8 protein-coding genes and 1 pseudogene are annotated in these 12658 nt (G+C 37.4%); 6 read left to right on the top strand and 3 right to left on the bottom strand.

Annotated features, from left to right (window positions below; genetic code table 11):
• Nucleotides 1-69: 69 nt before the first annotated feature.
• A pseudogene (locus DSM106972_RS29765) lies at nt 70-615 on the bottom strand (Uma2 family endonuclease); the annotation flags it as partial.
• Nucleotides 616-837: 222 nt separating this feature from the next.
• On the opposite strand from DSM106972_RS29765, the gene DSM106972_RS29760 reads away from it, so the two are divergent.
• Nucleotides 838-4437 (top strand): GAF domain-containing protein, encoded by a 3600-nt coding sequence (locus tag DSM106972_RS29760; protein ID WP_127084074.1) that lies wholly within the window; start codon nt 838-840, stop codon nt 4435-4437.
• Nucleotides 4438-4597: 160 nt separating this feature from the next.
• Complete coding sequence (locus DSM106972_RS29755) at nt 4598-5053, top strand: phosphate-starvation-inducible PsiE family protein (protein ID WP_019495747.1); 456 nt, start codon at nt 4598-4600, stop codon at nt 5051-5053.
• Nucleotides 5054-5097: 44 nt separating this feature from the next.
• Here DSM106972_RS29755 and DSM106972_RS29750 read toward each other — a convergent pair whose 3' ends face one another.
• Nucleotides 5098-6309 carry a CAP domain-containing protein gene (locus DSM106972_RS29750; protein WP_127084073.1) on the bottom strand — a complete coding sequence of 404 codons (1212 nt, stop codon included), beginning with the start codon at nt 6307-6309 and terminating at the stop codon, nt 5098-5100.
• Nucleotides 6310-7120: 811 nt separating this feature from the next.
• On the opposite strand from DSM106972_RS29750, the gene DSM106972_RS29745 reads away from it, so the two are divergent.
• The 3 genes from DSM106972_RS29745 to DSM106972_RS29735 all read left to right on the top strand — a co-directional run bounded on the left by DSM106972_RS29745 (nt 7121) and on the right by DSM106972_RS29735 (nt 9406).
• Nucleotides 7121-8017: a glycosyltransferase family protein gene (locus DSM106972_RS29745; protein WP_127084072.1), complete on the top strand. Its 897-nt coding sequence runs from the start codon at nt 7121-7123 to the stop codon at nt 8015-8017.
• The gene (locus DSM106972_RS29740) at nt 8018-9106 is read left to right on the top strand and encodes a glycosyltransferase family 4 protein (protein WP_127084071.1); all 1089 of its coding nucleotides are present in this window, start codon (nt 8018-8020) and stop codon (nt 9104-9106) included.
• Nucleotides 9107-9265: 159 nt separating this feature from the next.
• Entirely contained in the window at nt 9266-9406 is a 141-nt protein-coding gene (locus tag DSM106972_RS29735; RefSeq protein ID WP_186538811.1) for a hypothetical protein, read from the top strand.
• Nucleotides 9407-9741: 335 nt separating this feature from the next.
• Here the strand turns inward: DSM106972_RS29735 and pyk are convergent, their stop codons facing one another.
• On the bottom strand, nt 9742-11526 hold the full coding sequence (gene pyk / locus DSM106972_RS29730) for a pyruvate kinase (protein ID WP_127084070.1): 1785 nt from the start codon (nt 11524-11526) through the stop codon (nt 9742-9744).
• Between the two features lie 215 nt (nt 11527-11741).
• Between pyk and crtR the strand changes: the two genes are divergently transcribed.
• Nucleotides 11742-12623, top strand: a complete 882-nt coding sequence (gene crtR, locus DSM106972_RS29725) for a beta-carotene hydroxylase (RefSeq protein ID WP_127084069.1) — start codon at nt 11742-11744, stop codon at nt 12621-12623.
• Nucleotides 12624-12658 lie beyond the last annotated feature (35 nt).

The raw sequence follows: 12658 nt of genomic DNA, 5'->3' as shown, positions 1-12658 counted from the left end.
TAGAAAATTATATTGTAGTTATATTTTTACCCTCTGTCATTGGCTTTATACGGGTTTACCCGTTAGGTGCAAGATATAAGCTAACTGCTGACTCCATAAATGTCCTTGAGCATTAGGTTGTAAAGGTTCATATTTCCCATCTACCAAATGGAAACCAGCAAATTCTAAACTTTCTGGGTCGAACCAAAAATAATCTGGTGTACGGAAAGTATCTTGATACAGTTTTTTCTTAAAATTTTTATCGGTATTTGCTGTCGATGGGGATAGAATTTCTAGAATTAAATTTGGGTATTTGCCGCCTTCTTCCCAAATCGTCCAAATTTTACGAGTTTTGCGTTGAGTATCTAATACGACAAAAAAATCTGGTCCTCTATAATCTTCTGTTTTACTTTGCTTTAAACTGTAATAAATCGTCAAGTTACCAGCAGCATAGAAATCGGTTCTCGAACGCCATAACCATTTTAAACATTTGAGTAAAAGGATTATTTCCTCTAGATGCAGTTCGGTTTCCAAGGGAGGTTCATTACTGTATAAATTACTTGGAGGAAGAATAACATTTTCTTCCATATTTTGAACAGTATCTTGAGAAATTTCTAATTCTTTGGCAATAGTCATTACGATTTTACTGTATCTAATATTTATGTGTTTATTTTAGCGTGACTATGGTTAATAAGCGGCGCCTTCACATTCAGCTTTTATTTCTCACTAAGTGTAACTCCCATTGTTGTAACATTCCTTCAAAACGGGCAGCGATAATATCTTTACAACAATGTTACTCTCCTTGCTGCAATGGGAACCCTTATATAAGAGAGTCAATTATCAGAGCAAGTCTTATCAATGGAAAAAAATCATATCCCCCATTTAACATCGAGTCAGGCGCCTATAACAGAGCAGTACAAAAATATCATAAAGGTTGTTGGGCTTATACATAAAGCTTCAGGGCAAAAAACAGTTTTTGATACTGTTGTCAAAGAATTACGTCAAATACTTTATACTGATAGGGTAGCAATATTTGGCTTAAAGAGCGATTTTACGTACCAAGGTGAATTCGTTTATGAAGATGTCGGCGCCGTTTGGATGTCAGTACTGCACACGAAAGTAAATGATTCTTCGCTTGCTAAAGACCTTATAGAGATTTATCAGCAAGGCAAAATTCAGGTTTTATCAAATATTAATCAAGATTATATTGAATTTTTAGAAAAGTTCCAAGTACGCGCTTGTATTATTGCGCCTTTATTCAAGAATGGTAAACTTTGGGGTCTACTTTGTGTACATCAATGTAGCGAATTTCGTCAATGGCAAGATTTAGAAATAGAAATTGTAAAGCAAGTTGTTGAACATTTAGAAGTTGCGTTACAAAATATTGAATTACTTGCACAGGCGCCTTCAAATATTGAAAAAGAAAAAACTTTAGCAGCAGTTATCGCTCGAATTCGCGAGTCCTTAGATTTACAAACTATTTTTAAAAATACAGCTACCGAAGTCCGTCAATTACTCCAAGCCGACCGTGTAGGAGTATTTCGCTTTTACCCACACTTAGATTGGGAAGGTGAGTTTGCCTCTGAAGATGTGGCGAACGGATGGAATTCAGCAATGGCGTTAAAAATTCACGACCATTGCTTTAGCGAACAATTTGCAGCGCAATATCAAGAAGGGAAAATCAGTATAATTATTGATATTTACCAATGCAATTATAGTCCATGCTACATTGATATTTTAGAAAAATTTCAAGTACGTTCTAATTTAGTTGCCCCTTTACTCAAAGGCAAAAAACTTTGGGGATTATTATGTATACACCAATGCAGCGCACCACGTTATTGGAAAGAGTCAGAAATTGACTTTATACAGCAAATTGCTGCACAACTTAGCGTCGCTATCCAACAAGCTGAATATTTAGAGCAGATGCAGATGCAAGCAGCAAAACTTGCACAAGCATCCGAACGTGAACGTATTGCTGAACGTCAAAAAAGCATTGCTAAAACGATTGAAAAAATTCGTCAAACGTTCGACTTAGAAACTATATTTCACACTGCAACTTACGAAATTAGAAAAATTCTGGAAGCTGATAGAGTCGTTATTTATCGGTTTAACCCTGACTGGAGTGGCGATTTTGTCGTTGAATCTGCTGTTGAAGGTTGGAATTCATTGCTCAATAAACAATTACAACAACCAGAATTACGTGCAAATATTAGCGAATGTAGTATTAAGTTATTAGTAAATGCTCCAATTCCTGATACCTACCTTCAAGAAACTCAGGGTGGAAAGTTTGTGCGCGGTGAAATTTTCCGAACTTGCGATGATATTTACGATGCTGGATTTAGTGACTGTTACATTCGGGTCTTAGAAAGTTACCAAGCACGAGCATATGCAATTGTTGCTGTTTATCATGGTAACAAACTTTGGGGACTATTAGCTGTTTTCCAAAACTCGGCGCCGCGAAAGTGGCAAGGTGACGAAATTTGCTTACTCACACAAATTAGTACTCAACTTGGTACAGCGTTACAACAAGCTGAGTACTTTCAACAAGTTTCTTCACAAGCAGCGCAGTTAGAAAAAGCAGCAGAACGTCAACGTGCTTTAGCAACAACAGTTGATAAGATTCGACAATCGTTAGATATAGAGAGTATTTTTCAAGCAACTACACAAGAAGTTCGACGTTTGTTAAATGTCGAGCGTGTGGCAATTTATAGATTTTATCCTGATTGGAGTGGGGAATTTGTCGCTGATTCAATTCTTGATGGTTGGACACCTGTTGGAAAAAGCCAACCAACGATTGAAAAGACATTTTTAGAAGCAGCAAAAACAGGAAAGTATCCACGTAACGAAACTTTTGTTCCCATTTTACAAGGTGAAAAGCTCTGGGGGTTATTAGTCGCGTATCAAAACTCTCAACCACGTTATTGGGAAGAAGAAGAAGTTAACTTACTTGCACAAGTTGGAGTACAGTTAGGTGTGGCACTTCAACAAGCAGAAACTCTTAAACAAGTGCAAGCACAAGCAGCACTACTCGCAAGAGCAGCAGAACGCGAAAAAGCACTTGCCACTACAGTAGAAAAAATTCGTCAATCGCTTGACTTACATACAATTTTTGCGACTACAACACAAGAAGTTAGGAATTTATTAAAAGTTGAACGAGTAGCTATTTACAGTTTCTATACCGATGGCAGTGGTGATTTTGTGGCAGAGTCAGTAGCTTCAGAATGGATGCCATTAATTGGAAATCCATTTTTGATAATGAATACTTTTGTACAAAAATCATTAGGCGAACTCAATACACGGCTTCAGAAAACTATTACGGTTGATGATATTTATAAGCAAGAATATTCTGACCCGCAATTAGTATTTCTCGAACAAATTCAAGCACGTGCATATGTAATGGTGCCAATTTTTCAAGGTGATAATTTATGGGGGTTACTTGCTGCATATCAAAATACTAAACCACGCAAGTGGATGGAAGATGAAGTAAGTTTACTTGCACAAATTGGTTTACAGTTAGGTGTAGCGTTACAGCAAGCTGAGTTACTCGAACAAACTCGACTTCAAAAAGAAAAACTCAACGAAGCGCTCAAAGAATTACAGCGAACCCAAACTCAGCTAATTCAAGGTGAAAAAATGGCTGGTTTAGGACAGCTAGTTGCTGGTATTGCTCATGAAATTAACAATCCGATTAATTTTATTTACGGTAATTTATCTCATGTAAGCGAATATACTCAAAGTATGCTGGAATTAATGAAAATTTATCAGCATCAATATCCAGAGCCAGCACAAAAAATTCAAGCACAAGCATCTAAAATCGATTTAGATTACATCATCGAAGACCTGCCCAAAACAATTTTATCAATGCACTCAGGCGCCGAAAGGATTTTACAATTAGTTGAGTCACTACATACATTTTCGCGTCTTGACCATGCAGAAATAAAACATGTAGATATTCATGGAGGTATTGATAGTGCATTACTAATTTTACAGCACCGTTTGCGCTCATCTGCAAACACTCCACCAATAGATGTTATAAAAAAATATGGAGATTTACCAAATGTTGAATGTTATGCTGCCTTATTGAATCAAGTATTCATGAATATTTTAAGCAACGCTATAGACGCAATTGAAATTGGATATAAACAGCATCAAAAAGAGAATAGTAAAAAATTGCACTCACCACAAATAATCATTCATTCTCAAGTTATACAGAACGACAGAGTATTAATTCGTATACATGATAACGGTTGTGGTATTCCTGATGATGTAGTATCTCGTATATTTGATCCATTCTTTACAACAAAAGACCCTGGTAAAGGTACTGGTTTAGGATTATCAATTAGCTACCAAATTATTGTTGAAAAACATGGAGGTAAGCTTGAGTGTTTCTGTGAACCTGGTAAAGGTACAGAATTTTGGATTGAAATTCCAATTAAACACTCAATGGTTCCCACATAATGTAGAAACCTGGTTTATTTATTGAAGTTTTGTAATAATAATAACAATTTGTCTGCGACAATGAACGCATAGAAACCAGGTTTCTGTGTAACGCTAACTTTTTGCATTTTATGAATTATTTATGATGAAGTTGAAAATTAACTCTGTTGCTTGAGGTACCATGCTGCCAAACCTCAAAGGAAAATTAACCGACTGGTTCCAACGCGGACAAATTGTACGCAATTTGGAAGTATTTCAAGATATTATTATTATTTCGCTATGTATAAGTCTATTCTGTGTAATGGTATTACGACTTGTTGACTTATTCATTCACTTTTTTCAACCTCTTGAAGTTCGACAAGTCACATCAGATATTTTATTTATTTTAATTTTAGTAGAGTTGTTTCGCTTGCTGGCTGATTATTTGCAAGAACATCGCATTTCTGTAGGCGCCGCAGTAGAAATTTCTATTGTTTCATCTCTACGAGAAGTGATATTAAAAGGTGTTCTTGAAGTCAAAAGCGAACAACTTGTAGGTATTTCCTTATTTTTGGTTGTTTTAGGCGCCCTTTTTGTGATACTACCCTGGATGTCCAAGCTCTTAGAGTCAATGATACCCACACACATAAATGAATAAGGCAAAAAAGGAAAGAGTCTAAAACCCCTTTTCCTTTTACCCCCTTATGATGCTAAGGTGCCAAAGTCCTGTGTCCAATAATAGTTGTAGTTAATATTGCCTGTATCGCTTTCTAAATAGTAATAGCCAACTCCCATTTCCTTATAGTTCGGATTGAGTATATTGGCACGATGACCTTGACTAGTCATCCAAGCGGCAACTACTTCTTCTGGTGTAACGTAGCCAGCAGCTATGTTTTCACCAAAGCGCGAGTACTGATAACCCGCTTGATATGCCCGGTCTTGAGGACTAGAACCATTTGCTCCGGTATGACTGAAGTAATCACTCAACGCCATATCTTGACTATGGCTGTAAGCGACTTGATTCAATTTATCGTTCAATACAAGCGGTTGTAACCCAGTGTTAGCATTTGCACGCTCTATATTTACCAGTCTCAAGACTTCATCCAGAAAACTATTGCTAATCGGAGGCGCCGCAGGAGTTTCAGCGACAGGTATGACAGGTTGTGAATTAGAAACACTAGCTTCATTAGATAGCAGTTTAGTTGACACACTCAAGTTATAGTTAGTATTTTGACCGCCTACTGGCTGATATACTCGAACGTAATAGATACCGCTATTCAGGTTATCGTAGCTAATCAATTCACTAATATTTTCAGCATTATTAGAACTACTTAGAAGATTGCCCTTGCGGTCGAGTAGCTCAAGACTAGCGTCCGCACCCAATCCATTCAGCACAAGATTTAAATTTGTACTTGGTGAGTCTAACTGTAACTTGTACATGTCGCTCTGGTCATTGTCTCCAACCGCATCCCGCAAAATAATCGGAGTCGAGCTAGGATAAACCGAAGTTGCAGACTTGAATCTATCAGATACGCCATCATAAGTAATGTAAGGGCTGGCACTGCGACCTTCACGTAAACCTGTAGAAATATAGTGATTAAATAGCTGCTCGTTATTTAAGCTTGCTAAATCAGGGTTATTATCCTTATAAAATTTAAGGTCGAAAACTTGCGAAAATTTTCGACCCTCTGCAATTCCTGTATTTGATAAATTATCGAAAAGCTGTTGATTCGTTAAACCAGCTAAATCACTGTTACTAGAACGGTAATAAGATAAATCGACGATGGGTGAAAAAGCTAACCCCTGACTTAAGCCAGTTGTCTGAAAATTGGATAGTGCATCTGCATCACTCAACCCACGTTGGTTTGAATTAACACCACTATAATAATTTGCGTCAAATAAATTTACGGGCATAGGTATGTTTCCAGATTTACTGGATAAGGTTTGCACTTGGTATTCCCTATGCCAATACGGCATCCAGCCATGATGAATGGCATCATAACTGAATATTCAAAAACTACGAGATGGGAACACACGTAGAGATTATATCAAAATAAATACACATAGTCATGTAAAGCTTATTTAACACAATTACGTAACCGTGAAATCTTTAGTGCTTATAGATTCTGGCTCCTCTACCTTTAGATAGAGAAACAAAAATAGTTCCCAAAATCCGAAATTCTCATAAATATGCCTAGTTTTATGAGTAAAATGTTGCGAAATGTTACAAAAAAAATAATCTTTTCAGTAGAAAAACAAAAATTATTGTATAAGAATGTCTTATGAATTAATTTTATGCTGACGTGCTGGTGCTTACACCGAATTGTTAAGAAATGTTACAGGTTTAATTTTTATTAATATCTAATGTGCTTGAGGGCAAAAAATGTCATAATATGCAGTTTTAATTATTGCAATTGCATAACGGCTCAATCAACTTTGCTTATTGGTGCTAACTGTTGTGAAGCCTAAACCTTAAATTATCAGCATCAAACAGTGAGCGCAGTGATACCAATCACAACCTCCAAATATCCGCGTTTGGTGCTACTCACCGCTCAACAATAAGTCCCAGCTTGTGCCACATTGGCGCCAAACTTTAACAGAAATATGATAAAAATCTATTTTGCTTCTCAAATAACGAGGCGAGTTACAATCGAGAAAACTCAACTCTAGTAAATTCGATATTTCGTTATTTTTGGTAAAAATTGTTACTCAAAATTTGTTTAACGTGATATATTTTATAACTGTTAATTACTATTCTACTGTACTGATTACTCAACTAATTAATTCCTTACCTGGCGCCATAGATTTAAATTACAAACTACTTATTATCAATAACTCCCCTGACGACAAGAGTATAGAAAATCTGGCTTGCCAGAATATCTTGATAATTGATGCTGGATGTAATCTTGGTTTTGGTAGTGCATGTAACTTAGGTCTAAAATGGATTTATACTCAGGATACTAATGCACTAGTATGGATTATTAATCCTGATGCGTATTTTGCTGAAAAATCAAAGTTTGATATTAAGGCATTTTTTACTTTGTACCCAGAAATTTCTATACTAGGAACAATTATTCACACTCCTAGTAATGAAGTGTGGTTTGCAGGAGGTCGTTTTTTTCAAAAAACTGGAAGTTTAAAGAGTGTTGATTTGATAACTAATTGTGATGCTGATTATGTTGAATGCGATTGGGTTTCGGGTTGTAGTTTAATAATTCAGTTTCGTAATTTTTCTGAATGTCCTTTATTTGACCCTGAATATTTTCTGTACTACGAAGATTTTGACTTCTGTAAAAGCTATACCCAAAAAGGTTATAAAGTTGCTGTTACAAAAATATTCTCTGTAATTCATCAACCTTCTTCGATTACAAATCGTTATACGAGAAAAAAGATTTTCTACAGTACTTATAGTTATCTTATCACATTACAGCGATATACTAATACTTTTGTTTTCACATTACGATTAATTAGACTGATTGGTTTTGCTGTAATTTTTATTTTCATCAAGCCAAAAATTGCAATTGGTAAAATTCAGGCTGTATTCACATATTGGCGTGACCATTCCCAACTTCATATTCCAGAGAAAACTTTACTACAATATTTGAAAAACCAAATTAATTGAATGAACGAACTATTAGTTAATTTATCAATGGTATTTTCTCAGCCCACTGGCATAAGTAATTATGCTCTAAATTTATTCCCGCATTTAAAAGCTTTAACACCCACACTTTTAACAGTTCAGGACTATCCAGAGTTCCAATGTGAGGCGGTTCCCAATAATCTTACACCCGCTCAAGGCTCTAAAGGGCATTTACGGCGATTGGTTTGGACGCAGTTACAGCTACCGCAAATCTACCAAAAACTAGCTGCAAAACTTTTATTTTCTCCTTTACCAGAGGCGCCGCTATTTACAAACTGTCGTTATATAATTCAAGTTCACGATTTAATTCCATTACGGTTCCCAAATTGGCGCTCTCCTTTGACTAACTACGCACGCTACTATGTACCGCAAATTCTTACTCAAGCGCAACATATCATTTGTAACTCCCATTCTACAGCTAAAGATATTACTGAATTTTACAAAATTCCAGCAAGGAAAATTACACCTGTACTACTAGCATATGATAGTAATCATTTTCGACCATTTCCAGAAAAGTTAGAGAAAGATACTAATCGCAAGCCTTACTTTCTTTATTTAGGGAGACATGATAAATATAAAAATATCAATCGGCTAGTAACAGCTTTTGCAGCTTTACCAAATAATCAAGATTACGAGTTATGGTTAGCTGGACCAACCGATAAACGCTTCACACCCAATTTAAGGGTACAAATAGCCGAGTTAGGAATTACAAAAAGAGTAAAAATTTTAGACTACGTAATTTATAGTGAGTTACCAAAAATAATTAGCAACGCACTTGCATTTGTATTTCCGAGCTTATGGGAAGGGTTTGGGTTTCCTGTTCTTGAAGCAATGGCATGTGGTACACCTGTAATTACCTCTAATTTATCATCACTACCAGAAGTTACTTCCGATGTTGCAATTTTAATTAATCCATACAATGTACAAGAAATAACGGCAGCAATGCGGGAAATTGCCAGTGACACAACATTACAAGCTAAACTTTCGCAATTAGGTCTTTTAAGAGCAAAGCAATTTAGCTGGGAAAAAACAGGGTTAGCGACCGTGGAAGTACTTAAGAAATTTATTTAAAGATAAGCTTCATGACATTATCTTTACTTATTGTCAATGCAAAATACATAAATTATTATAATACTGAGGAAAATTTTTCATTAAAAATGTTATAAGCTTGAATGGGCTATTCAGAATTATCGAGAACTTAGTAAATTAGCACTAAATGCTCAAAACCATGTGAAAACATATTATAGTTGGGAACCTATTAGTGCTGAACATTTGCGTTTGTACAAAGACTTGCTGAAATTGAATCAGCCGAAACAAACAGTTTTACAAGCTCGTGTAGGAATATTGGCAACGGATGATAAACGGATGTAACGGATAGGTTATTTTTAACAATTTAGCTTTTATTTATTACTAGTACCGCTCTCTTATTTCTTCCTTTGCGTACTTCGCGGTTCGTTTTTCTACACTCGAATTTACAATATTATCAAACTGAGAAGTTAAATGTTAATATTGCTACTTTGTTGCTTGATGACTTAAGTATTTATCGCAAAAAAGGCGCTGTTTTACAAGATGAATTTGTATATTTAACTAATTTTTTATACATATTAATTACAATTGATTCCTACTCTGTGAACTCTGTGTCTCTGTGGTAAAAAATATATCACTGCACAGGCGAAGAAGGCCTGTGCTACAAGATGTCAAAATTATTAGGTTGTTACTACAGTACCGTTGACGGCGCCTGAATAAACTAAGCCGCGCTGCATGTCCATTGTTAAAATTAAGCCGTCGCGAATAACTTGCGTTGCGTCTTTAACACCGACAATTACAGGTACTCCTAAACGTGAACCAATAACAGCCGCATGACTTGTTAAACTTTCTTCTTCAGTAATAATACCTGCTGCTTTGCGAATAGCATCAACAAAATCAGCGCTAGTGCGCGATGCAACTAAAATATCACCATGATTAAAATTACCAACATCCATACCGCTATGGGCGACACGCGCACGTCCACTAACTGAACCTTGCCCTCCTAACCCAATACCATGTCCAACTACAGATGTGACAACTTCTACTTTGATTAAATCGGTAGACCCAGAAACACCCTGTAGCGTTCCTGCGGTCATTACAACTAAATCGCCTTCAGATACTAACTTATTTTCTAATGCTACGTTTAATGCCGCTTGGAAAGTTTGACCAGTAGAAGGTAATTCGAGTACAAGTAATGGTTTGACACCCCACACCATTTGTAATTGACGCGCAACGTTAACATGGGGAGTAATGGCTAAAATCGGAGTTTGGGGACGGAACTTAGAAACGTTACGCGCTGTTGCTCCAGTTTGAGTAAGTGACATAATCGCACTAGCACCTAACTGTTCGGCAATTTGTCCAACTGCTTGGCTAATTGCGTTAGGTATCGAACGACGTGCATCTCTTACTTTTAAAGCATTAGGGTTTTCTGCTGCTTCTTGCTCCATGCGTTCGGCAATACGTGCCATAGTTGCTACTGCCTCGACTGGAAATTTACCCACAGCCGTCTCATTTGAAAGCATAACGGCATCAGTACCATCTAAAATGGCATTTGCCACGTCTGAGACTTCAGCGCGTGTAGGACGAGGGTTATTAACCATGCTATCGAGCATTTGAGTAGCCGTAATAATTGGAATACCCAAACGGTTAGCAGTGGCAATCAGGCGTTTTTGTAACACTGGCACATCTTCAGCAGGTAATTCAACCCCTAAGTCACCACGTGCCACCATTACGCCATCACACAAAGCTAGAACTGCTTCCATTTGTTCAATAGCTTCGTGTTTTTCGATTTTGGCAACTACTGGTACTTGTTTACCGGTGCTTCCAATTAATTCTTTAATCTCAATAATATCTTGAGGGTTACGAACGAATGATAATGCGACCCAATCAACTCCCTGGTCAAGACCGAACATTAAATCTTCGCGGTCTTTATCGGTCATCGCTTTAATCGATAAGTACACACCCGGAAAGTTTACGCCCTTATTATTAGACAGCGTACCTCCAACAGTAACACGGCAGTGCAAATCGCCTTTTTCTCGCTCAACCTCTTCGACGACCATTTCTACACGTCCATCATCAAGCATAATTCGGGCGCCTGTGGGAACTTCGTCGGCGAGATAATCATAAGTAACGCAGCTACTTGTTTGAGTTCCAACTACAGGACGGTTCGTCAATGTAAAGCGGTCACCTTTCCCTAAAACTATCGACCCATTCTCAAATTTACCCAAGCGGATTTTCGGACCTTGTAAATCCTGTAATATAGCAACCGGCTGATTTAGCTCAAATGCCGTTTGCCGAATCAAACGTATGTTACGCTGATGATCCGCATGAGAACCATGAGAAAAATTTAGTCTTAGCGTGGTGGCGCCTGCTTCGATAATAGCTTTGAGCATTTCTGGGCTGCTAGTGGCAGGACCAATTGTGGCGACAATTTTAGTCCGGCGGATTGAGTCTTTAAATTGCATAGAGGGTAATAGAAAAGAGGCTTCTGGGAATCATCGTAAAATCAAACTGCACAACGTGTCTGTTAGTGCCGATATTTTGGCTCGATTGGCATCATATCGTTTATTGAGGTGCTGATGTATCATGAGATAAATTAATCTTGGTACACAAAACTTTATTGTTCGTAATTTTGTGTCCTATATTTCAATTTGATTGTTTAAAGGTTAAGGAGTTTACAATGCTAACGTCGGAGGCACCAAAGCAACTGACAATCCCGCCGAAGGATTTACTAGCGCCTCCTGGTGGTTTTAATCCAACCCTGTTACTTTTTTTAGGAGCAGTGGGAATTGTCATTATATCTGGCTTTGGTTACTGGGTTTGGGAATGGCAACACTGGGTATGCTTTAGTCTAAATGTCCTTGCCCTTCATATTTCAGGCACGATCATTCATGATGCGTGTCATCAGTCTGCCCACAGCAACCGAATTATTAATGCCGTACTCGGTCATTGCAGCGCGCTGATGTTAGTTTTTGCCTTCCCTGTATTTACACGGGTGCATTTACAGCATCATAGTAACGTTAATGACCCAGACAACGACCCAGACCACTATGTTTCGACTGGTGGACCTTTGTGGTTAATTGCTGTGCGCTTTCTCTATCACGAAATATTTTTCTTTAAACGGCGCCTGTGGCGTAATAATGAACTACTGGAATGGTTCTTAAGCCGCCTGTTTGTCGCCGTAATAGTATATATTTCAGTTCAGCATCATTTCTTGGGCTACGTCCTAAATTTTTGGTTCATCCCATCAGCTGTTGTAGGCGTAACATTGGGTTTATTCTTTGATTATCTACCTCATCGCCCATTTAACGAGCGAGACCGCTGGAAAAATGCGCGCGTTTATGCTAGCCCTATTATCAACATTTTAATTTTGGGACAGAACTATCATCTCGTTCATCACCTTTGGCCATCAGTACCTTGGTATAAATATCAACCTACATACTATTTAATGAAGCCCAGACTTGATGAAAAAGGTTCACCTCAATCATTAGGATTACTCACCAAAAAAGATTTCCTAGGATTTTTATACGATATTTTCGTAGGAATTCGATTTCACCATTAGTAGGTTGGGTGGAGGAACGGAACCCAACATTTCTA

It is taken from the genome of Dulcicalothrix desertica PCC 7102, assembly GCF_003991905.1.
GTDB classification, from domain to species: Bacteria; Cyanobacteriota; Cyanobacteriia; order Cyanobacteriales; family Nostocaceae; genus Dulcicalothrix; species Dulcicalothrix desertica.
This window is presented reverse-complemented; position numbering and strand designations above follow the sequence as displayed.

Bases quoted from the DNA above. Each gene is read 5' to 3' on its own strand.
- DSM106972_RS29760 (WP_127084074.1), top strand. From the start codon at position 838: ATGGAAAAAAATCATATCCCCCATTTAACATCGAGTCAGGCGCCTATA.
- DSM106972_RS29755 (WP_019495747.1), top strand. From the start codon at position 4,598: ATGCTGCCAAACCTCAAAGGAAAATTAACCGACTGGTTCCAACGCGGA.
- DSM106972_RS29750 (WP_127084073.1), bottom strand. From the start codon at position 6,309: ATGCCCGTAAATTTATTTGACGCAAATTATTATAGTGGTGTTAATTCA.
- DSM106972_RS29740 (WP_127084071.1), top strand. From the start codon at position 8,018: ATGAACGAACTATTAGTTAATTTATCAATGGTATTTTCTCAGCCCACT.
- pyk (WP_127084070.1), bottom strand. From the start codon at position 11,526: ATGCAATTTAAAGACTCAATCCGCCGGACTAAAATTGTCGCCACAATT.
- crtR (WP_127084069.1), top strand. From the start codon at position 11,742: ATGCTAACGTCGGAGGCACCAAAGCAACTGACAATCCCGCCGAAGGAT.